Raw genomic sequence first — 20,705 nt, 5'->3', positions numbered from 1 at the left:
CGCGCCCTACCCCCAAGCGGGACGCAGATCATTCAGCCGTTCCGGCAGGTCTGGCAATGCTGACAGCGCATGGACCTGCGGCCCATATTGCCCGCGCACTAGCCCCCGGCCCAGCCCCGGCAGCGCGCGCGCAATACCACTCAGGGCTCTCATCCCCATCATCCGCAGCCCCCAAGGGCCGGGGTAGAAACTCTCCGCCGGGGTGCCATTGGCGAAAACAACCTCGTGCCGCTCCAACATGATATGCACATAGGTCACCTCCCGCACACCTTGGGCCACCCGGATGCCGCCGCCTTCGATCCGTGCCGCCCGGCCCGCCCGCAGCAGGCTCGCCCCCCTGCCCGGCAGGTCAACAGCCACCGCATGTTGCGGCGACAGCCGCAGTGGGCGATTGTTGCCCAAAGCCCCCGGCGCGAAATGGATGGGACGCAGCCCCGGTGCTGCTGTTAGCGCGGCCGGACCAAGATGGCGCTGCCCCGCCCAGATCACCGGTTGGGAACCATTGTCGCGCGTCTGCACCAGATCACCCGACCGCAAAGTCTCTACCGGCGTTTCACCCTGCGGCGTGCGGATCATCGTGCCTGCGGTGAAACAGGGCACCCCTGCGGCGCGGATCTGTGCGGTGTTGGACATCTGCGCGGGTGTCACGCCCTGCATCACCACGGTCTCCCCTGCGGGGAAGGTGAGCAAAGCGTTGCCAAAACCATCATCGCTCACCACCACATCCCAGACCCGCACCGGGTTGCCGTCCAATGTGCGCAGGTTGGAGACGTCGAGTTGATCGTTGTAGTTCCCGTCGAGGTCTCGGTCGCCGGTGTCGAAATCCGTGACGGTGTTGGTGCTTGTCACGCCGAGCAGATAGGTATCATCCCCGGCCCCGCCGGTCATGGTGTTGTCACCGCTGCCGCCGCTTAGCGTGTCTCGGCCCTCGCCCCCCGAAAGCAGATCGTCGCCCGCCTCCCCGGCCAGCAGATCATCCCCCGCGCCACCGTGCAGCGTGTCATGGTCCGCGCCGCCATAAAGGCTGTCGTTGCCTGCGCCGCCGCTTATGGAATCGTTGCCCGCCTCGCCGTGGACCGTATCCGCTCCGGCGTCCCCGGACAGGCTGTCACCCCCCTCACTCCCGATGATCTGGTCATCACCCTCACCACCGTGGATCGTATCCGAGCCGCCGCCGCCAGAGAGTACATCATTGCCAGACCCGCCGGAGATCGAATCTCGCCCATCGCCGCCATAGATCGTGTCATCACCCGCGCCGCCATCGATCGTATCATCGCCGCTTTCGGCAGAAATCCAATCGTTGTCCGCACCGCCAAAAACGGAATCATTGCCAGCACCACTGTAGATTGTGTCGTTGCCCGCATCGCCATAGAGCGTATCATCAAAGTTGTCGCCGTTCTGGCCCGCGACATCGTCGATCAGATCATTCCCGTCGCCGCCGCGCACGGAATCCGCGCCGGTCCCGTAATAGATCGTGTCATTGCCCGTTCCACCATCGAGCGTGTCGTTCCCAGCACCGCCGCTGATCCTGTCATCCCCCGCACCGCCCGCGACGCGATCGGCTTCAGCCCCCGCGCGGATGTCATCGTTATAGGCTCCGCCCCTATAGGAATTGGCATCGTCAGGGTCATCGGTTGGCGCCACTAGACTGGTGTAGGCTGGTGCATTGCCGCTATCGACCTGAAACGGCCCGGTATAGGTATAGGCCACCCCCGGCGTGATCGGCCCATCTGCGACCCAACCGTTGGGAACCCCGCTGCTTTCCACCTGATAAACGTTGACGACATTGCCATTGCCATCCTCCAGCCGATAGCTGCCTTCAAGATAGGTCTGGCCCTGACCAACAAGGGTGCCATTGGCGTCGTATTGATAGGCGTATTGCGTGCTGTCGTTGCCGATCTCGTCGTTCGTGCTGTCGCCGTTATAGACGTTGCTCTGGTCTTCGATGTCATAGCGCATCGCGTCGGTGCTGGCGTCGAAATCCGGGCGCAGCCATATATGCCCTGTCGAGGTGATCTGAAAAGCATCGGTGTTGTAGCTTCCAACGGAAAAAATTGGCATGACGGCCCCCTCATAATAGCTCAGGGGTTGTCGCGCAGAGCCGCGAAGAAAGGGTTAAACCGACAGTTTGACACAAAGCCCCAAGTACTTAGCAGCAGTCATGACTTGCCAAAGAGGCATCGGCGGGCAATTTAGAATCGTTCCAAACCTTGACTTGCTACGCCTTGAGGCGCATATCAGTCTCACGCCGAAAGCGAGGTAAACGCCATGTTCATCCAGACCGAATCCACCCCGAACCCCGCAACGCTTAAGTTCCTGCCGGGTCAGACCGTGCTGGAGATGGGCACCGCCGATTTCCCCACCCCCGAGGCGGGCGCGACATCGCCGCTGGCCCAACGACTCTTTGCTGTTGAGGGTGTGACCGGCGTTTTCTTCGGCACCGATTTTGTGACCGTGACCAAGGCCGATGGCGTTGAATGGGACCATGTGAAGCCTGCTCTGCTGGGCGCGATCATGGAGCATTTCCAGTCCGGTGAGCCGGTGATGGCCTCCGACCACCAGCCCGGCTCCGGCCATGCCGCCCATGACGGCGAAGACGGTGAAATCGTCGGTCAGATCAAAGAGTTGCTCGACAGCCGCGTGCGTCCTGCCGTGGCCCAAGATGGGGGTGACATCACCTTCCACGGCTTCGAGCGCGGTGTTGTCTATCTGCACATGCAAGGCGCCTGCGCAGGCTGCCCCTCGTCCACGCTGACGTTGAAGATGGGCATCGAAAACCTCCTGCGCCACTATATCCCCGAGGTGACCGAGGTGCGCCCGGTTGCCTGAGCATAGCGCAAGCGGGCCGCTGATTCTGGCCTTCGACACATCGGCCGCGCATTGCGCGGCCGCTTTGCTGTCGGGCCGCCGGGTTCTGGCGAGCCGGGTCGAGCCGATGACTAAGGGCCAAGCCGAACGGCTATTGGTGCTCTGCGCGGAGGTGTTGGAAGAGACGGGGGTCAGCTATGACGACCTCAGTGCGCTCGGCGTCGGCATTGGTCCGGGCAATTTCACCGGCATCCGCATCGCCGTGTCCGCCGCACGCGGTCTCGCGCTTGGCCTTGGCATTCCGGCGGTTGGCGTCGACGCCTTTGACGCGCTGCGCGAAGGCCATGTCGGCCCCTGCGCCTGCGCTGTTGATGCCCGCCGCGATCAAGTTTTCCTCCAAGGCTTTGACAACCCCGCCATCGCGGCCCCTGCGCTTTACGATGCTGCCGATCTGCCTGCCTTTGACGGCCCGCTGATCGGCGCTGGCGGCCAGTCGCCCGCCCTGCCGGTGGCCGAAGCCATTGCCCGCATTGCCGCAAGACGCTTCGCGGCCAAGCCGCCACGCCCGGCCCCGCTCTACTTGCGCCCGGCAGATGCAGCGCCCGCGCGGGACGCAGCCCCCCAGCTTTTGCCGTGACACCGACAGAGCTGGCCGCCCTTCACGCTGCCGCCTTCACCCGCGACCGACCTTGGGGCGTGGATGAATTCGCCAGCTTGCGCGACAGCCCCTTTGTTGAATTATACACCCGTCCGGGCGGTTTCGCCCTGACCCGCACCATCGCGGGAGAGTCGGAGCTTTTGACCCTCGCTGTCGATCCCGCCCAGCAGCGGCAGGGCCTTGGCCGCGGCTTGGTGCAAGACTGGATCACCGCCCTGCCGCCAGATACGACCCATGCCTTCCTCGAAGTGGCAGCCGACAACGCCCCGGCGCGCGCACTCTATCTCTCGATGGGCTTTGCGCAGGTCGCCACGCGGCGCGCCTATTACGCGCGCGCCAGCGGCCCTGCGGTCGATGCCTGCATCATGCGCCGTGACTTGACCTACGGTCACACTGGCATTTAGCAGACAAGCTGCGCAAAAAGCGGTTGACCCCACCCCCTGCCTACACCCTAAATTGCAGCTGATCACCAGATCCAAGTAACGCTAGGATGGCAGGCCAGTCCAAACCGTCCGGCACCACACCACGGGAGACGTACATGACCCTCACCACCAAATTCCTCGGCGCTGTTGCCGGCCTTGCCCTGACATCGGGCGCCGCACTGGCCGAACCTGCGCTGATCTTTGACCTTGGCGGCAAGTTCGACAAGAGCTTCAACGAAGCGGCGTTCAATGGCGCAACCCGTTGGGCCGAAGAAACCGGCGGCAAATTTGCCGAGATCGAAATGCAGTCCGAAGCACAGCGCGAGCAGGCTCTGCGCCGCTTTGCCGAATCCGGTGCCAACCCGATCATCACCATGGGTTTCGCCATGGCCGATCCGCTGGCCACCGTGGCGCCCGACTATCCGGACACCAAATTCGCCGTGGTTGACGTGAACTGGCTTGACCTGCCCAACGTGCGTCAGATCAGCTTTGCCGAGCATGAAGGCTCCTACCTCGTGGGCGTCATGGCTGCGATGGCCTCTGAAACCGGCACCGTTGGCTTTGTTGGCGGCATGGACGTGCCGCTGATCCGCCACTTCGGTTGCGGTTATGCCCAAGGCGTTATGGCCACCAACCCCGATGCCAAGATCATCGCCAATATGACCGGCACCACCCCGGCGGCTTGGAACGACCCGGTGAAGGGGTCGGAAATCACCAAGGCGCAGATCAACCAAGGCGCTGACGTGGTCTATGCCGCTGCAGGCGGCACCGGCGTTGGCGTGCTGCAAACCGCCGCCGACGAGGGCATCCTGTCGATCGGAGTGGACAGCAACCAAAACCACCTGCACCCGGGCAAGGTTCTGACTTCCATGCTCAAGCGCGTCGATGTGGCTGTCTATGACGCGATGATGGCGGGCGAAGACCTCGAGGTTGGCGAAGTTGTGACCCTTGGTCTTGCCGAAGAAGGTGTCGGCGTTGCGATTGACGAGCACAACAAAGATTTGGTCACCGACGAGATGAAGAAGGCCGTAGAAGAAGCGCGCCAGAAGATCATCGACGGTGAGATCGAAGTGGTTTCCTACTACGAGAACGACAGCTGCCCGGCGCTGGACTTCTGAACCTAGGATAACCTAAACTTACCCTCTGGGCCGCGTCGTATCATCGGCGCGGCCTTTTCCGAACCGGAGGTTGCAATGATCTGGAAAACCTTGATCGGCTTGGCGTTCTGCGCCTGCGCTGCCTCTGCGTCGGCCGAAACCCTTCAGTTTGAAACCGACACGGGTGTCGTAATCGTCCGAAGCTACGACCAGTATGGCACGGCAGTTGTGGAATTTATCGGAGCGGCCGGTGCGATGTACCAGTGTGTCGCCATGAATGCCTCCGGCACCCCCATCGCGACGGCCTCCGCAATGGCCGATATGGGACAAATCCTTATTCAAGGCGTTAACGCTCAAGACATCGACGCCATCAAATGCCGCAGGACCTTTTGACATGACCGACACCGCTCCCGCGATCGAACTCAAGGGCATTTCCAAGGCCTTCGGCCCGGTACAGGCCAACAAAGACATCTCGATCCGCGTCATGCCCGGCACGATTCACGGCATCATCGGCGAAAACGGCGCGGGCAAATCAACGCTGATGTCGATCCTCTATGGGTTCTACAAAGCCGACGCAGGTGAAATTTTTATCGCTGGCCGCAAAACCGACATCCCCGACAGCCAAGCCGCCATTGCGGCGGGCATCGGCATGGTGTTCCAGCACTTCAAGCTGGTCGAGAACTTCACCGTGCTGGAGAACATCATCCTCGGCGCCGAAGATGGCCGCCTGCTAAAGCCCTCGCTGTCGAAAGCCCGTAAATCGCTGATTAGCCTGTCCGAAGACTACGGCCTCAACGTCGATCCCGATGCGCTGATCCAAGACATCGGCGTGGGCATGCAGCAGCGCGTGGAGATCCTCAAGGCGCTCTACCGTCAGGCCGATATCCTGATCCTTGACGAGCCCACCGGCGTGCTGACCCCTGCCGAGGCCGATCAACTTTTCCGCATCCTCGGGCGTCTGCGCTCGGAAGGCAAAACCATCATCCTGATCACACACAAGCTGCGCGAGATCATGGAGATCACCGACACCGTGTCGGTCATGCGCCGGGGCCAGATGACCGCCACCGTGAAAACCGCCGAGACCTCGCCCCAGGAACTGGCCGAGCTGATGGTCGGGCGTAAGGTCTTGCTGCGCGTCAATAAAGAGCCCGCCACGCCGGGCGATGTAATCCTCGATGTCAGAGGCCTCCGTGTCGTCGACGACAAGGGCGTCGAGCGGCTGCGCGGGATCGACCTGCAGATTCGGGCAGGCGAAGTGCTGGGCCTCGCGGGTGTCGCCGGCAACGGCCAGTCGGAACTGCTCGAAGTGCTGGGCGGCTATGCCGACGGCACCGGCAGCGTCATGCTGAACGGCACGCCCTTGGACCTTTCGGGCAAGAAATCCGACGGCCAATCACGCCGTGCGCGTGGCGTCGCCCATGTGCCCGAAGACCGCCAGCGCGAAGGTCTGATCATGGATTTTCAGGCGTGGGAGAACAACGTCTTCGGCTACCACCACGACGACCGCTTCAACAGCGGCCTATTGATGGACCACGCCGCGATCCGCGCCGATGCCGAGGACAAAATGGCCCGTTTCGACGTGCGCCCGCCCGATCCGACGCTGGCGGCCAAGAATTTCTCGGGCGGCAACCAGCAGAAGATCGTTCTGGCCCGCGAGATCGAGCGCAACCCCGACCTGCTGCTGATCGGCCAGCCCACGCGCGGCGTCGACATCGGTGCAATCGAGTTCATCCACGAGCAGATCATCGCCCTGCGCGATCAGGGCAAAGCGATCCTGTTGGTCTCGGTGGAACTGGAAGAAATTCTCGCCCTGTCGGACCGCATCGCGGTGATGTTCGACGGGCAGATCATGGGCGAACGCGCCGCTGATCAGACCGACGAAAAGGAGCTTGGGCTGCTCATGGCAGGCATCACCGACACCGAGAACGAACATAGCGTGGCCGAGGTCGAGGCCAATCTCGCCCGCGCCGGCGGCGACGCGCGCAAGGAGGTCTGAGATGGACGTGATGCCAAAATGGGCCGAGGTGATCCTCGTACCGCTGATCTCACTGTTGCTGGCCGCCATCCTCTCTGCGCTGGTGATCCTGTCGATCGGGGAAGACCCGATTGCCGCTGTGAACCTCATGGTCAAGGGCGCACTCGGCTCGACCTATGGCTGGGGCTACACGCTTTACTACGCCACCAACTTCATCTTCACCGGCCTTGCCGTCGCCGTGGCCTTCCACGCAAGGCTGTTCAACATCGGCGGCGAGGGTCAGGCGATGCTGGGCGGTTTGGGCGTGGCCTTGGCTGCACTCTACATCCCATGGCCGCACTGGACGCTGGCGCTGATCGGTGCAGGCACCATGGCCGCGCTCTTCGGCGCGGTCTGGGCCGCGATCCCCGGTTGGCTACAGGCCAAACGCGGCTCCCACGTCGTGATCACGACGATCATGTTCAACTTCATCGCCGCGGCGCTGCTGAACTACGTCCTCGTCAACGTCATGCGCCCGCCGGGCAGCATGGACCCGGCAAGCGCCCGCTTCCCCGAAGCCGTACACCTGCCGACGCTGCATGAACTCCTTGCCCCCCTCGGCATCGCTTTCTCCAAATCCGCGCCTGCGAACGTCTCGCTTTTGGTCGCGGTTGCGGCTTGCGTCGTGGTTTGGCTCCTGATCTGGCGCACCCGTCTGGGCTATGAAATCCGCGCCTATGGTCATTCGCAACCCGCCGCCAAATACGCCGGCATCTCGCCGGTGCGCATCACCATGGTCACCATGATCATCTCCGGCGCGCTTGCGGGCCTGATGGCGATCAACAACGTCATGGGCGAAAGCGAACGGCTCGTGCTGAACGCGACCGAAGGCGCGGGCTTCATCGGTATTGCCGTGGCGCTGATGGGCCGCTCGCACCCCGTCGGTGTCTTCTTTGCCGCACTCCTCTTCGGCTTCCTCTACCAAGGCGGCGCGGAACTGGCGCTCTGGACCTCGATCCCCCGCGAATTGATCGTCGTGATCCAAGCCTTAGTGATCCTCTTCACCGGCGCGCTCGACAACATGGTGCGGATGCCGCTGGAACGCCTGTTCCTAATGTTCCGCCGCCCCGGTCCGCCCTCGCCAACGCCCGAGACCGAGCCCAAACCCGGCCCCCGCAGCGCCCAGTCGGAGAGCGCGGAATGAGCCCCTTTACCCCCCTGAGAAAGCGGGTCTGACCTATGGACTATATCACGCTCATCCAATTGCTCGACAGCACCGTGCGGCTGGCCACGCCCCTGCTTCTGGCCTGTCTTGCCGGTCTTTTCTCCGAACGCGCGGGGGTCTTTGACATCGGGCTTGAGGGCAAGATGCTGGCCGCTGCCTTCTTCTCCGCCGCTCTCGCCTCGCTCACCGGCTCTGTCTGGCTGGGCCTTGCAGCAGGTATCGGCGCGTCCATGGTGCTTAGCGCCGTGCATGGTCTCGCCTCCATCACCTTTCGCGGCAACCAGTTGATCTCCGGCGTGGCGATCAACTTCCTCGCCGCTGGCATGACCGTGCTGATCGCGCAGGACTGGTTCGCCCAAGGAGGCCGCACCCCCTCGCTCTTTGGCGGCGCACGGTTCGAGCCGATCACCCTGCCCTTCGCCGAGGCGATGGAGAACGCGCCCATCATCGGCCCGCTCTACGAAGAGCTGATCTCCGGCCATTCGATCCTCGTCTATGCCGCCTTCCTCGCCGTGCCGCTGACATGGTGGATCCTGTTCCGCACCCGTTTCGGCCTGCGCCTGCGCGCGGTGGGTGAGAACCCCGCTGCGGTGGACACCGCTGGCGTCTCGGTCGTCGGTCTGCGCTATGCGGCTGTCGGCATCGCCGGTCTGCTCTGCGGCGTGGCGGGGGCCTACTTGAGCACCGCGCTGCAAGCGGGTTTCGTCAAGGATATGTCGGCAGGCCGTGGCTTTATCGCGCTGGCCGCGCTGATCTTTGCCAAGTGGCGGCCTTGGTACGCGCTCTGGGCAACCCTGCTCTTTGGCCTTTTCGGCGCGTTGGAAACTCGGCCTGATGTGATCCAAGCGGTCATTGGCATCAAGGTGCAGGGCCAGCTTCTCGGCGCCCTGCCCTATCTGATGACCGTGGTGATCCTTGCTGGTTTTGTGGGCAAGGCGATCCCGCCCCGCGCGGGCGGCGAGCCCTACGTCAAAGAACGCTAACGCCTGATCGGCTCTTGCGCCCAAGGGCCGGTCAGACACAGCCTTTTCCGGTAGGCGGTATTTAGCGGCGAAGCTATGTTGCAACCGGCAACCGTTCGGGGCTAGGAAACGTCATGCAAATCTACCTGCCCATTGCCGAAGTGTCGGTTAACGCTTTTCTCCTTTTGGGGCTGGGCGGGATCGTGGGCATTTTATCGGGCATGTTTGGCGTCGGCGGCGGGTTTCTCATCACGCCGCTGTTGTTCTTTGTCGGCATCCCGCCTGCGGTGGCCGTGGCCACCTCCACCAACCAGATCGTCGCTTCGTCTTTTTCCGCCTTGCTTGCGCATCTCAAACGCAAGACGGTGGATTTCCGAATGGGCTACGTGTTGCTGGGCGGCGGGCTGATCGGCTCGGGCCTTGGCATGATCGTGTTCAACTACTTAAAATCGCTCGGTCAAGTCGATCTGCTGGTGACGCTCTGCTACGTCATATTCCTCGGCATCATCGGCGGGCTGATGTTCTTTGAATCGCTGCGGGCCATCCGCCGCACCCGCAAGGGCGGCCGGGTAAAACGCAAGAAACACTACTGGGTCCACGGTCTGCCGCTAAAAATGCGCTTCCGGGTTTCGGGCCTTTATATCTCCGTCATTCCTCCGATCCTCGTTGGCGCTTCGGTCGGCGTTCTGTCAGCGATCATGGGCGTGGGCGGCGGCTTCATCATGGTCCCGGCGATGATCTATTTGCTGGGTATGCCGACCAAAGTGGTGATCGGCACCTCGCTGTTGCAGATCATTTTTGTCACCGCCTTTACCACCATGCTGCACGCCACCACTAACCAGACCGTCGACATCGTGCTCGCCGTGCTGCTGCTGGTGGGCGGGGTGCTGGGCGCGCAGGTTGGCACCCGGATCGGCGTGCGTATGCAGGCCGAGCAGCTGCGCATCCTGCTGGCCCTGCTGGTGCTGGCGGTCTGCGGCAAACTGGCGCTTGATCTGCTGCTGCAGCCGGCAGAGCTCTACTCGCTCGGCCCGGTGACAGACTGATGCGGCTCTTTTCTGCACTCACCGGCCTGTTGCTCATGGCCCTGCCCGCCACGGCGGAGGAAGAGATCGTGCTGGGCCTTAGCCAAGCCGAAGTCTCCATCACCACCAATTTCGACGGCTCAGAAATCCTCGTCTATGGCGCCGTGAAACGCGAAACTCCGATCCCCGAAGGCGCTCCGCTCGAAGTTGTTGTCACTGTTTCCGGTCCCTCAACACCGGTGATGGTGCGGCGCAAGGAGCGGCGCTTTGGAATTTGGGTCAACACCGACGCTGTTGAGGTGGACCGTGCGCCCAGCTTTTATGCTGTCGTCACCTCAGGCCCGCTGTCGGAGGTGCTCAAACGCACCGAAGACCTGCGCCACCGCATTTCGATCCCCCGTGCAATCCGGTCTGTTGGCGCGCCGATGGACATTGAAAACCCGGCAGAGTTTACCGAAGCGCTGATCCGTGTGCGCAGCAAGTCGAACCTCTATCAGGTGATCGAAGACGGTGTGAAGGTGGACGAACAAACCCTCTTCCGCGCGGCCATCGCCCTGCCTGCGGCACTGACCGAAGGCGCCTATGACACGCGCATCTTCCTGACCCGCAGCGGAGATGTGGTGGCACAGTATGAAACTGTGATCGACGTGCGCAAAGTGGGGTTGGAACGGTGGCTTTTTAACCTCGCCCATCAGCAAGCCTTTATTTACGGGTTGCTGTCGCTGTTCATCGCCATCGCTGCCGGTTGGGGTGCCTCGGCGGTCTTTGGGCTGCTGCGCCGTTAACCACGCCCAATATAGGGCATCTGCGTCGCCATCACGGTCATGAACTGCACATTCGCATCCAGCGGCAGCTCTGCCATATGCAGCACCGACCGCGCCGCATGGGCCACATCCATTGCCGCCATGCCGGGGTTTTGATCCTTCAGCATAGAGACCATCGGCGTCTCAGCATTGCCAATGTCGATCTGGCCGCAAGCGATATTGAGATCGCGCCCATCCAGCGAAAGCGACTTTGTCAGCCCCGTCACCGCATGTTTTGTAGTCGTGTAACACACCGACCCTGGCCGCGGCACATGGGCCGAGAGCGAGCCGTTGTTGATAATCCGCCCGCCCCCCTGCGCCCGCATCGCGGCAAAGGCCAGACGCGCGGTGATAAACATGCCGTTCAGATTGACCGCCAACACCTGCGCCCAATCCTCAAGCGGCACCTCATCGATGGGAGCCGAGGGGCCAAAGACCCCGGCGTTGTTGAACAACACATCAATATGCCCGAACTGGTCAAAGACCGCCTGCATCGCATCCGCGTCTGTCACATCCGCAGGCAAGGCAACGGCGTTGTCATGCCCCTGTGCCAGCTTGTCGAGCATATCGCCGCGCCGCGCCACAAGGCCGACCCGCCAACCTGCGTCGAGAAACACCTCCGCCGTGGCCCGTCCGATGCCGGAACTGGCACCCGTGATTAAAATGGATTTCATGCCCCCTCCTCTGTCGCTTCCAAGGTCAGCGTCGCTGCCGGAGCGGCCTTCAGATCATCCACCCTGAGCGGCCCCGAAGGCTTGCTCAACCGGTTGCGCACCACCCAGATTAGCCGCTCCTGCGCGCGGGTGATCGCGACATAGGCAAGCCGCTTCCACAATGGCTGCCCCGCCTCCGAGCGCCCCATCCGCGCAGCGGCATAAAGGTCCGGTGCAAAGACCTGCACATTCTCCCACTGGCTGCCCTGCGCCTTGTGGATGGTCACCGCCGCCCCATGCAGGAACGTCGCCCCCATCCGTGCGGCAAAGGGGATAAAGGGTTCTTCCTCATCCGGCTTTTCGATCTTCACAATCGACGCCGCACTCACTTGCGGGTCTTCGGCCCCGATCACATGCAACCGGCTAAACCCCGGCTTGCGCCCTTCGCCCAGATAGACCACTTGGGCGCCCTTGATCAGCCCCCGCGCCTCCAGATCAAGGCGCTTTTTACGGTGTTTAAGCGGCAGTTCAATCCCGTCGCAGATCAGCGGTTCCCCCGCCAGCAGCGCATCTTCGGGCGCGCCATGTACGCTACGAAAGGCATTGATCAAACGGATGCGCGTGGCATTGCGCCAGACCAACACCGGGCTGCGCGCCATCAGATCGACCTCAACCCGCTGGCCCCAGACCACCCGTTCGTCGCGCTTTGATGCGTCTTCGATCATCTGCTCGAAATCGTGAAACTCCAACTGCGGGTCGGCCAGCGCATGGGCAATATCGAGGATCGGGTTGTCGGCTTCTTGCCTGTGGATCCGGTTGAGGTTCAGCACGCGTTTTTCAGGTAGTTTTTCAAACACCATCGTGCCGGACTGCCCCACAGGGGCAAGCTGCGCAGGGTCGCCAAAGAGCAGCAGCGTCGGGAAAATCTCTTTCAAATCCTCGAACTGCTTGTCATCCAGCATCGAGCTTTCATCGACAAAGCCGATGTCCAGCGGCTCTTCGCGCCGTTTCCAGCCGGTGATGAAATCACTGCCCCTGAGCCCCGCCGCCGCCAGCGCCCCCGGCACCGATTTGTTATTGGCAAAAAACGCCGCCGCGCGGTCCAGCGCCACCTCGCTCAGGCCATCAATCTCAGGCTTCTCGCCATTGCCGGTCAACCATTCGGCGATGCGTTCATACTCGGGATGATAAACCGGCGTATAAAGAATCCGGTGGATCGTCGTGGCCGGCACCCCGCGCAGCCGCAAGACACTGGCCGCCTTATTCGTTGGCGCAAGGATCGCCAGCGTGCGTTTTTCGCGTTTCTTGCGCGACTCGTAGTCGCCCGAAACGATCTCGACCCCGGCGCCTTCGAGCGCGCGGTAAAGCTCGGCCAGCAACAAGGTCTTGCCCGATCCCGCCTTGCCGGTCACCGCCATCACCTGATCCGGCCCGCCCGCAGGCGGCATCAGCAAGCTGTCGTCCAGATCAATGCCTGCTGAGCGCAGCATCTCGGCCACCCGGTCATGGGCAGCCGCTTGGTCTTCGGAATAGGTGAGCGCATTCGATGTCATTCCGCGACCCTAATTGACCCCCGCGCCGGGGACCAGATGGGCTGTGGCTCCCTTGCTCTTTTTGATCGAAAATACTTGGAAGAGCGGCTCGGTCCCCCGGTCCGAACTCGCTGATCTTCAGCCTCAAACGACGATCAAGCCTCGGCTTAAGGCGCGCGCCACCGCATGGGTCGTGTTTGACGCACCCAATTTGAACCGCGCACTTTCGACATAGACACGCAGCGTATGTTCCGAGATCGACAGCCGATCAGCCACCTGCGCCCGGCTTAGACCGACAGCCAATAGGGTCATGGTATCAACCTCGCGTGGCGACAGCGCTTGAACCGCATCAGGCGCACGCGCAGGGGCCAGATGCAGTGCCTTTTCATTGAAGCAATGCGCCGCCCAGACCAGATCGCGCCGGTGGCTGACGGTGAAGTCGGCCCAGAGCGCATCTTCGCAACTGTGGTTGGCGGTAAAGAGCGCGAATTGCCCGTGTGGTCCGCGAATGGGGACCGAAAACCCTTGGTTGCCAACCCCATGGGCCAAAGCATCTCGGCGGAATGCCCGCGCCGCGCGGGAAGACCAATCCAACTCCTTCCAATCGACCGGTTGAAAGCGCCGATAGCAGCCGCTCACCACAGGATCGATGCGCAGATAGCCCTGTTCGTGATAGCGCTCAGCCCAGTTGGTCGCATAGGTCCCGCAGCCGTATTGCGTGCCAGCGGTATCGACCCAGTGATAAGCGATATGGGCAATCGCATAGTAGTCGCGCAGCGCTTCGGTGGCGCGCTGCATCGCGGCCAATCCATCAGCCTGTTCCAGTCCTTCCCATATCTGTTCCAGATGCGGCAGTATTCCCATGGGTCTGGCCGATCCCTTCGCCTTGTGCAGACATCTCGGCCAGAGCGATAAGCGCTGCGTCGTCCAACTGCTCCGCCGTGCGGGGCAACCGGTTCGCCGCGGCGAATGCTTTCAGGTCGGCCAATACGTCCAAGATCCAATCATCATGCATGAAGGGTTGCCTATGTTTGGTTAATGCCTGATTAATACAACCATAGCATGTGGATTACGCCCCAAATACCCACGCTTTTGCCTTCCCCAGAAATAGCGGGGTGCGTTTGCGCAACTTGCTGATTAGGCTGCCTGCAATGAAAAAACCCCCACGGCGCAGGGCCGCAGGGGTCAGTCTTGGGGAGGTTCCGTAATCGCTTTTTAATCGGCCGCTGACAGCGCGTCTTCTAAGGTGCGCAGCCCGGTGCGCGGCGCTTGGACCAGCACCGACATATTGCCCGGCTTATGCTCATTGCGCATCATTTTCATATGCGCCTCAGGCAGATCGGCCCAGCTAAAGACTTCGGACATGCAAGGATCAAGGCGGCGTTCCATCATCAACTTGTTCGCGGCGCTCGCCTGTTTCAGATGGGCAAAGTGGCTGCCCTGCAAACGCTTTTGGTGCATCCACATATAGCGCACGTCAAAGGTCAGGTTGAAGCCGGAGGTGCCGGCGCAGATCACCACCATGCCGCCCTTTTTGACCACGAAGGTCGAGACCGGGAATGTCGCTTCGCCGGGATGTTCGAACACCATGTCGACGTTCACACCCTTGCCGGTAATGTCCCAGATCGCTTTGCCGAACTTGCGGGCCTCTTTGAACCACTCGTTGTATTCCGGCGTGTTCACCGTGGGCAATTGGCCCCAGCAGTTAAAATCCTTGCGGTTCAGCACGCCCTTGGCACCCAAATCCATCACGAACTGGCGCTTGCTCTCGTCCGAGATCACGCCGATCGCATTGGCGCCTGCGGTGTTGATGAGCTGGATCGCGTAGGAGCCAAGGCCACCCGACGCGCCCCAGACCAGCACGTTCTGGCCGGGTTTCAGGTCATGCGGCTCATGGCCGAAAAGCATCCGGTAAGCGGTGGCCAGCGTCAGCGTGTAGCAGGCGCTCTCTTCCCACGTCAGGTGCTTGGGACGTGGCATAAGCTGCTGGCTCTGCACGCGGGTGAACTGCGCAAAGGAGCCGTCTGGCGTCTCATAGCCCCAGATCCGCTGGCTGGGGGAATACATCGGGTCGCCGCCGTTACATTCCTCGTCGTCGCCATCGTCTTGGTTGCAGTGGATCACCACTTCGTCGCCGACTTTCCAACGCGTGACCTTGTCGCCCACGGCCCAAACGATGCCCGAGGCATCGGAGCCTGCAATGTGATAGGGCTCACCATGGCCGTCAAAGGGGCTGATCGGCACGCCACGCGCGGCCCAGACACCGTTGTAGTTGATGCCTGCCGCCATGACCAAAACCAGCACGTCTTGGCTGTCGAGTTCTGGCACATCGACGACCTCTTGCAGCATGGCGCTGTCCGGATCGCCGTGACGTTCGCGGCGAATGGCCCAAGCATACATCTGTTTCGGGACATGCCCCATCGGGGGCATTTCGCCCACTTCATAGAGGTCCTTTTGCGGGGCGTCGTATTCGGCGTGTTTCGTATCCAGTGCCATTTGGGCCTCCTGCCGGTAGTGGTCTCAACAAGGTCGGTGCCGCAATGCAGAATCGCGGCGGCTCCCCGTTGGAATATGACCCTGCACGCAACATTGCAACCCCTACAGGGCGGTGTTTGTAATTTTATGACCCAGCAGTTGCAGCAATTTCCGCCGCAGGTGCAGCATCGTCTGAGCCGAAATGCGCAATAGAATTGGCGTAGAAGGCCAGAACCGGCTCTTGGTCTGCAACAATCTGCCAGCCTGCGTCGGTCAAAGAAATGACGCCACGTTTTTCCAATCTTGCAGTCGCCCGCGCGACCCGGTCGGGCAGGACCTCCGGCAGCGGCACGCGGTTGCGCGCGGGCATCTGCGCCAGCGTTTCTGCCACTTTGCCGAGCAGGTCATCAGGCTGCAACGGCGTGCCCTCGCGCAGCATCACCCGCGCGATCAGCGGCACCACCAGCACCGGCATGGCCTGTGCAATCCGGTCCATCAACATATTTGACAGGTCTCCTACTGGCACATCCGTTCCAGTCCGGCGCAAGGACAGCGGATCGCCAAAGGTCACCGCCGCCGTGCCAAAGCGCGTGTCATGCCCGCGCAACCGTCGATACATTTTGCGCAGCACAAAGCCCACCACCACAGTGATCCGCGCGGCAAAGCGCCGGTCGCCCCGTTGGCCCGCCGCGATCAACACGCGATCCTCAAGCACCCGGTCATAGTTGATTGCCACAGGCACAAAAATAATGTCGCGCTCCCCGTCCGGGTCGAACCCTTCGACCACATAGGACAGCAACCCCACCTTTGGCGGCTGCAAGGCGCCGGTCAGGCTCAGCCCGCCCTCGGGATAGAACGCCTGTGTGACCCCGCCCGCCGTAGCCAGTTGCACATAGCGGGCCAAAACCTTGCGATAGAGCGCCCCGCGCGAGCGACGGCGGATGAAATAAGCGCCCATCGAGCGGATGAGCGTGCTCAGCGGCCAGACCCGCGCCCATTCGCCGACGGCGTAGCTAAGCGCCGATGACCGCGCAGCTAGATAGGTGACCAGCATGTAGTCCATATTGGAACGGTGGTTCATCACAAAGACAACAGTGGCATCCCGCGGCAGCGCGGCAAAGGTGGTGTCATTGCTCGCGGCTGTTTCGATGCGGTACACCGAATTGGCCAAGAGCCGCGCCAGACGGATGCCAAAGCTGAAATAGGCAAAGGTCGAAAACCGAGGCACGATCTCACGCGCGTAGTCCCGCGCCTTTTGAAAGGCGACGTTTTCCGGCACACCGTGGCTGCGGGCGTAGTTGACGATCTCTTGGCTGACCTCAGGATCATAGATCAGCCGCTGGATCATGTCATGGCGGCGGGCCAGTTTGAAAGGTTCAATAGGCCGGGTCAGCCGTTTGTTCAGCCGCTCCACCGCCCGTTCCAACCGCCGACGAAAGAACCAGCGCACCGATGGCAGCAGGAAATGGCTGAGCGCCGTAACGGCAGCAAAAACCATGATGAGGATGAACAGCCAAAGAGGCAATTGCACAGTCTGCGTCATGCGCTCACCCTTACAGCGCCTAGGGGGGAGGACAATATTTATCTGCCGCTGCGTCAGCAGGTCAGCCCGCCAGTGATGCCGCAATGCAGCGAATTGACAGCGGCACATTATTTCCCCTATCAACGGCGTAACGCAACTTTATTGCCAACCCGATTCAAAGAGGCCATCCGATGACCCACCCGCAGAAAGACCGCCCTTGGCTCATCCGCACCTATGCGGGCCACTCCACCGCTGCTGCTTCCAACGCGCTTTACCGTTCCAATCTTGAGCGTGGGCAGACCGGGCTTTCCGTGGCCTTCGACCTGCCCACGCAGACCGGCTACGACAGCGACCATGTGCTGAGCCGGGGCGAAGTGGGCAAGGTTGGCGTGCCGGTGGGCCACTTGGGCGACATGCGTGCGCTCTTTGACGGCATCCCGCTGGAGCAGATGAACACGTCGATGACGATCAATGCGACAGCCCCTTGGCTGCTGGCGCTCTATATCGCGGTGGCCGAGGAACAGGGTGCGGATGTATCCAAACTCCAGGGCACGGTGCAAAACGATCTGATCAAAGAATACCTCAGCCGCGGCACCTATATCTGCCCGCCTGCGCCCTCGCTTAAAATGATCGCGGATGTGGCCGAATATTGCTATACGAATGTGCCGAAATGGAACCCGATGAACGTCTGTTCCTACCACCTGCAAGAGGCCGGTGCGACGCCGGAACAGGAATTGGCCTTCGCGTTGGCCACCGCCACCGCCGTGCTCGACGCGCTGAAACCGCGCGTTCCAGCCGAGGATTTTCCGAAATTGGTCGGGCGGATCTCATTCTTCGTTAACGCAGGCATCCGTTTCGTCACGGAGATGTGCAAAATGCGCGCCTTTGTCGATCTGTGGGACGAGATCTGCCGTGATCGCTATGGCGTAGAGGACCCGAAATTCCGCCGTTTCCGCTATGGCGTGCAGGTCAATTCGCTGGGCCTGACCGAACAACAGCCCGAGAATAACGTCTACCGCATTCTCATCGAAATGCTGGCGGTGACGCTCTCGAAAAAAGCCCGCGCCCGTGCCGTGCAATTGCCCGCGTGGAACGAAGCGCTCGGCCTGCCCCGCCCATGGGACCAGCAATGGTCGATGCGGATGCAGCAGATCATGGCTCATGAAACGGACCTTCTGGAATTTGACGATCTATTCGACGGCAACCCGGCGGTCGACGCTAAGGTTGAATTGCTCAAAGAAGGCGCACGTGCGGAACTAGCGAACCTCGATGGAATGGGCGGTGCCATTTCCGCAATCGATTATATGAAAAGCCGTTTGGTCGAAAGCAACGCCGACCGCCTGCGCCGGATTGAAAGCGGCGAGACTGTGGTGGTGGGCGTCAACAAATGGCAGCAAGGCGCCCCCTCCCCCCTGATGACCGGCGCGGGCGATATCATGCAATCAGACCCCGGTGCCGAGGCCGATCAACTCGCCCGCCTTGAAGCATGGCGCGAAGCGCGCGACGCGCAGGCGGTCAAGGACGCATTGGCCAATCTGCGCCTTGCTGCGGAAAAGGGCGAGAACATCATGCCGGCCTCCATCGCGGCTGCCAAAGCAGGTGTCACCACCGGCGAATGGGCCGCACAGATGCGCGCCGTGCATGGCGAATACCGTGGCCCCACAGGGGTTTCCGCAGGCCAGTCGAACAAGACTGAAGGGCTGGACGACCTGCGCGATGCGGTTGATGTGGTCAGCGACCGACTGGGGCGCCGGCTTAAATTCTTGGTGGGCAAACCGGGGCTTGATGGCCACTCTAACGGGGCCGAACAAATCGCTGTTCGCGCGCGGGACTGCGGCATGGATATTTCCTACGAAGGCATCCGCCTGACCCCTGCTGAAATCGTCGAAGCGGCCCAAAGTGAAGGTGCGCATGTGGTTGGCCTGTCGATCCTGTCGGGCTCGCATGTGCCGCTGGTCGAAGACTTGATGGAGCGTATGCGCGACGCTGGGCTGGATCATCTGCCGGTCGTCGTAGGCGGCATCATCCCCGAGACAGACGCCATTCGCCTGCGGGCCGCCGGTGTGGCACAGGTCTATACGCCAAAAGACTTCGAATTAAATATGATCATGCGCGATATTATTACTCTCGCCGACCCCGAAGCCGTAGCGGCGGAATAGGCTGACACAAAATATTACGTGCAATTAATCAGTTGACACTGTAATCAACCTGACCAGATAAGCTGGAAAGGAATAATCAGTTATGGAAATAGACCTGAAGTCCATGAGCCGCAAGGATCTGGAAAAACTTCTGTCGGATGTCAAAAAAGCATTGCAGGCCGCGCAATCGCGCGAACGTCGTGCAGCGCGCAAAGCAGCCCAGAAGGCCGCGGCAGAATATGGCTTTTCCCTCAATGACTTGGCCGAAGAAGCCCCGGCGCCGAAAAAGCAGAAGAAACCACGCAAGACGGCTACAGGTCCAAAGTCCAAACCCCAGTTCGCCAATCCCGATGACGAAAAACAGACTTGGACCGGAAAAGGCCGCCAGCCGAATTGGTTTCGTGCGCAGGTTGAAAAAGGCACCGATCCAGAAACGATGCGAATCTAAGTTAGCTGCGATAAAATACGATCGGGCGCCCGGGAATACACCATTCCCGCGGCGCCTTTTCCGTTTCAAGGCTACGTCATTACAATGCAAGCAAATTGAACTGTTTGGGGAAGATAAACAATTTGTGAATAGGGTCTCATCCCAGCGACCAACTGAGTAGAACGGCCCTTGTTGTTCTCAGATCAGACAGGCAAAATGCGCGCAATAGCAGGAGAGACCTAATGACCGTCCATATTGGCGCAAAACCCGGCGATATCGCTGAAACCGTATTGATGCCCGGCGACCCCTACCGTGCCAAATGGGCGGCGGAGACCTTTCTTGAAGGGGCCGAACTGGTCAACGAGGTGCGCGGCATGCTGGGCTTTACCGGCACATGGCGCGGCAATCGGGTGACGATCCAAGGCTCGGGCATGGGGATGCCGTCCCTGTCGATCTATGCCAATGAGTTAATGATGGAATACGGCGCGCAGACCCTGATCCGCATCGGCTCCTGTGGCGGCATGCAGAGCCATGTCGGCATCCGCGACGTGATCATCGCCATGACCGCCAGCACCATCACCTCGCCCTCGTCTGGCATCTTCCGCGAGTTTAATTACGCGCCTTGTGCCGACTGGAGCCTGCTGCACGCCGCCGTGGCTGCATCCGAGAAGTTGGACGCCAAGACCCATGTGGGCGGGATCTATTCGTCGGATGTGTTTTATGCAGAGCGGCCCGATCTGGATGAACAAATGGTGCGCCACGGTATTTTGGGCGTCGAGATGGAAGCGGCTGAGCTTTACACGCTGGCGGCGCGTCACAAGCGTCGTGCTTTGGCTGTATTGACCGTCAGCGACCATTTGCAGACCGGCGAGGCCCTGCCCGCCGAAGACCGTGAGAAGAGCTTTGGCGATATGGTGGAGATTGCGCTGGAAGCGGCTTTTGCGTGACGCCTGCGCCCGTTGAGAGGGCGGACGGTATTTGAAAAAAGGATGAAGGGGGGCGGT

The 20,705-nt window shown here is 61.4% G+C and carries 20 protein-coding genes; 13 read left to right on the top strand and 7 right to left on the bottom strand.

Annotated features, from left to right (window positions below; translation table 11 throughout):
• Positions 1-6 precede the first annotated feature (6 nt).
• Positions 7-2,061 (bottom strand): Hint domain-containing protein, encoded by a 2,055-nt coding sequence (locus HTT03_RS07000; RefSeq protein ID WP_174859164.1) that lies wholly within the window; start codon positions 2,059-2,061, stop codon positions 7-9.
• A 207-nt stretch (positions 2,062-2,268) separates the two neighbouring features.
• On the opposite strand from HTT03_RS07000, the gene HTT03_RS06995 reads away from it, so the two are divergent.
• The 10 genes from HTT03_RS06995 (at position 2,269) to HTT03_RS06950 (ending at position 10,936) form a co-directional block, all read left to right on the top strand.
• Positions 2,269-2,829: a NifU family protein gene (locus HTT03_RS06995; protein WP_174859163.1), complete on the top strand. Its 561-nt coding sequence runs from the start codon at positions 2,269-2,271 to the stop codon at positions 2,827-2,829.
• Positions 2,822-3,445, top strand: a complete 624-nt coding sequence (gene tsaB / locus HTT03_RS06990; protein ID WP_174859162.1) for a tRNA (adenosine(37)-N6)-threonylcarbamoyltransferase complex dimerization subunit type 1 TsaB — start codon at positions 2,822-2,824, stop codon at positions 3,443-3,445. The genes HTT03_RS06995 and tsaB overlap by 8 nt, the downstream gene beginning before the upstream one ends.
• On the top strand, positions 3,442-3,870 hold the full coding sequence (locus HTT03_RS06985) for a GNAT family N-acetyltransferase (RefSeq protein ID WP_174859161.1): 429 nt from the start codon (positions 3,442-3,444) through the stop codon (positions 3,868-3,870). The genes tsaB and HTT03_RS06985 overlap by 4 nt, the downstream gene beginning before the upstream one ends.
• 134 nt (positions 3,871-4,004) lie before the next feature.
• Entirely contained in the window at positions 4,005-5,006 is a 1,002-nt protein-coding gene (locus HTT03_RS06980) for a BMP family lipoprotein (RefSeq protein WP_174859160.1), read from the top strand.
• Positions 5,007-5,081: 75 nt separating this feature from the next.
• Positions 5,082-5,378: a hypothetical protein gene (locus HTT03_RS06975; protein WP_174859159.1), complete on the top strand. Its 297-nt coding sequence runs from the start codon at positions 5,082-5,084 to the stop codon at positions 5,376-5,378.
• Between the two features lies 1 nt (position 5,379).
• Positions 5,380-6,981: an ABC transporter ATP-binding protein gene (locus HTT03_RS06970; protein WP_174859158.1), complete on the top strand. Its 1,602-nt coding sequence runs from the start codon at positions 5,380-5,382 to the stop codon at positions 6,979-6,981.
• Between the two features lies 1 nt (position 6,982).
• Positions 6,983-8,143, top strand: a complete 1,161-nt coding sequence (locus HTT03_RS06965; RefSeq protein WP_174859157.1) for an ABC transporter permease — start codon at positions 6,983-6,985, stop codon at positions 8,141-8,143.
• A gap of 35 nt (positions 8,144-8,178) precedes the next feature.
• Positions 8,179-9,147 (top strand): ABC transporter permease, encoded by a 969-nt coding sequence (locus HTT03_RS06960; protein WP_174859156.1) that lies wholly within the window; start codon positions 8,179-8,181, stop codon positions 9,145-9,147.
• 113 nt (positions 9,148-9,260) lie between these two features.
• Positions 9,261-10,172 carry a sulfite exporter TauE/SafE family protein gene (locus HTT03_RS06955; RefSeq protein ID WP_174859155.1) on the top strand — a complete coding sequence of 304 codons (912 nt, stop codon included), beginning with the start codon at positions 9,261-9,263 and terminating at the stop codon, positions 10,170-10,172.
• Positions 10,172-10,936: a TIGR02186 family protein gene (locus HTT03_RS06950; protein ID WP_174859154.1), complete on the top strand. Its 765-nt coding sequence runs from the start codon at positions 10,172-10,174 to the stop codon at positions 10,934-10,936. Before HTT03_RS06955 ends, HTT03_RS06950 begins: the two co-directional genes overlap by 1 nt.
• Here HTT03_RS06950 and HTT03_RS06945 read toward each other — a convergent pair.
• From HTT03_RS06945 to HTT03_RS06920, 6 genes are all read right to left on the bottom strand, one after another.
• Positions 10,933-11,628, bottom strand: a complete 696-nt coding sequence (locus HTT03_RS06945) for an SDR family oxidoreductase (protein ID WP_174859153.1) — start codon at positions 11,626-11,628, stop codon at positions 10,933-10,935. The genes HTT03_RS06950 and HTT03_RS06945 overlap by 4 nt on opposite strands.
• Positions 11,625-13,160: an ATP-dependent DNA helicase gene (locus HTT03_RS06940; protein WP_174859152.1), complete on the bottom strand. Its 1,536-nt coding sequence runs from the start codon at positions 13,158-13,160 to the stop codon at positions 11,625-11,627. Before HTT03_RS06940 ends, HTT03_RS06945 begins: the two co-directional genes overlap by 4 nt.
• A gap of 123 nt (positions 13,161-13,283) precedes the next feature.
• Positions 13,284-14,003 (bottom strand): helix-turn-helix transcriptional regulator, encoded by a 720-nt coding sequence (locus HTT03_RS06935; protein WP_174859151.1) that lies wholly within the window; start codon positions 14,001-14,003, stop codon positions 13,284-13,286.
• Positions 13,951-14,154 (bottom strand): hypothetical protein, encoded by a 204-nt coding sequence (locus HTT03_RS06930; protein WP_174859150.1) that lies wholly within the window; start codon positions 14,152-14,154, stop codon positions 13,951-13,953. Before HTT03_RS06930 ends, HTT03_RS06935 begins: the two co-directional genes overlap by 53 nt.
• A 200-nt stretch (positions 14,155-14,354) precedes the next feature.
• On the bottom strand, positions 14,355-15,635 hold the full coding sequence (ccrA, locus tag HTT03_RS06925; RefSeq protein ID WP_174859149.1) for a crotonyl-CoA carboxylase/reductase: 1,281 nt from the start codon (positions 15,633-15,635) through the stop codon (positions 14,355-14,357).
• 124 nt (positions 15,636-15,759) lie between these two features.
• Positions 15,760-17,157 (bottom strand): 1-acyl-sn-glycerol-3-phosphate acyltransferase, encoded by a 1,398-nt coding sequence (locus HTT03_RS06920; protein WP_174859148.1) that lies wholly within the window; start codon positions 17,155-17,157, stop codon positions 15,760-15,762.
• A gap of 152 nt (positions 17,158-17,309) precedes the next feature.
• On the opposite strand from HTT03_RS06920, the gene HTT03_RS06915 reads away from it, so the two are divergent.
• The 3 genes from HTT03_RS06915 (at position 17,310) to deoD (ending at position 20,648) form a co-directional block, all read left to right on the top strand.
• A complete protein-coding gene (locus tag HTT03_RS06915; RefSeq protein ID WP_343035727.1) occupies positions 17,310-19,295 on the top strand; it encodes a methylmalonyl-CoA mutase family protein in 1,986 nt (661 codons plus the stop codon).
• An 82-nt stretch (positions 19,296-19,377) separates the two neighbouring features.
• A complete protein-coding gene (locus HTT03_RS06910; RefSeq protein WP_174859146.1) occupies positions 19,378-19,722 on the top strand; it encodes an H-NS histone family protein in 345 nt (114 codons plus the stop codon).
• 221 nt (positions 19,723-19,943) lie between these two features.
• Entirely contained in the window at positions 19,944-20,648 is a 705-nt protein-coding gene (gene deoD / locus HTT03_RS06905; protein ID WP_174859145.1) for a purine-nucleoside phosphorylase, read from the top strand.
• The last annotated feature ends 57 nt before the right edge of the window (positions 20,649-20,705 follow it).

It is taken from the genome of Sulfitobacter maritimus (genome assembly GCF_013346665.1).
Classification (GTDB): domain Bacteria; phylum Pseudomonadota; class Alphaproteobacteria; order Rhodobacterales; family Rhodobacteraceae; genus Sulfitobacter; species Sulfitobacter maritimus.
Note: the sequence above shows the minus strand (reverse complement) of the source record. Positions and strands in the feature narration are given on the sequence as shown.

Bases quoted from the DNA above. Each gene is read 5' to 3' on its own strand.
- HTT03_RS07000 (WP_174859164.1), bottom strand. From the start codon at position 2,061: ATGCCAATTTTTTCCGTTGGAAGCTACAACACCGATGCTTTTCAGATC.
- HTT03_RS06995 (WP_174859163.1), top strand. From the start codon at position 2,269: ATGTTCATCCAGACCGAATCCACCCCGAACCCCGCAACGCTTAAGTTC.
- HTT03_RS06980 (WP_174859160.1), top strand. From the start codon at position 4,005: ATGACCCTCACCACCAAATTCCTCGGCGCTGTTGCCGGCCTTGCCCTG.
- HTT03_RS06975 (WP_174859159.1), top strand. From the start codon at position 5,082: ATGATCTGGAAAACCTTGATCGGCTTGGCGTTCTGCGCCTGCGCTGCC.
- HTT03_RS06970 (WP_174859158.1), top strand. From the start codon at position 5,380: ATGACCGACACCGCTCCCGCGATCGAACTCAAGGGCATTTCCAAGGCC.
- HTT03_RS06965 (WP_174859157.1), top strand. From the start codon at position 6,983: ATGGACGTGATGCCAAAATGGGCCGAGGTGATCCTCGTACCGCTGATC.
- HTT03_RS06960 (WP_174859156.1), top strand. From the start codon at position 8,179: ATGGACTATATCACGCTCATCCAATTGCTCGACAGCACCGTGCGGCTG.
- HTT03_RS06955 (WP_174859155.1), top strand. From the start codon at position 9,261: ATGCAAATCTACCTGCCCATTGCCGAAGTGTCGGTTAACGCTTTTCTC.
- HTT03_RS06950 (WP_174859154.1), top strand. From the start codon at position 10,172: ATGCGGCTCTTTTCTGCACTCACCGGCCTGTTGCTCATGGCCCTGCCC.
- HTT03_RS06945 (WP_174859153.1), bottom strand. From the start codon at position 11,628: ATGAAATCCATTTTAATCACGGGTGCCAGTTCCGGCATCGGACGGGCC.
- HTT03_RS06940 (WP_174859152.1), bottom strand. From the start codon at position 13,160: ATGACATCGAATGCGCTCACCTATTCCGAAGACCAAGCGGCTGCCCAT.
- HTT03_RS06935 (WP_174859151.1), bottom strand. From the start codon at position 14,003: ATGGGAATACTGCCGCATCTGGAACAGATATGGGAAGGACTGGAACAG.
- HTT03_RS06930 (WP_174859150.1), bottom strand. From the start codon at position 14,154: ATGCATGATGATTGGATCTTGGACGTATTGGCCGACCTGAAAGCATTC.
- ccrA (WP_174859149.1), bottom strand. From the start codon at position 15,635: ATGGCACTGGATACGAAACACGCCGAATACGACGCCCCGCAAAAGGAC.
- HTT03_RS06920 (WP_174859148.1), bottom strand. From the start codon at position 17,157: ATGACGCAGACTGTGCAATTGCCTCTTTGGCTGTTCATCCTCATCATG.
- HTT03_RS06910 (WP_174859146.1), top strand. From the start codon at position 19,378: ATGGAAATAGACCTGAAGTCCATGAGCCGCAAGGATCTGGAAAAACTT.
- deoD (WP_174859145.1), top strand. From the start codon at position 19,944: ATGACCGTCCATATTGGCGCAAAACCCGGCGATATCGCTGAAACCGTA.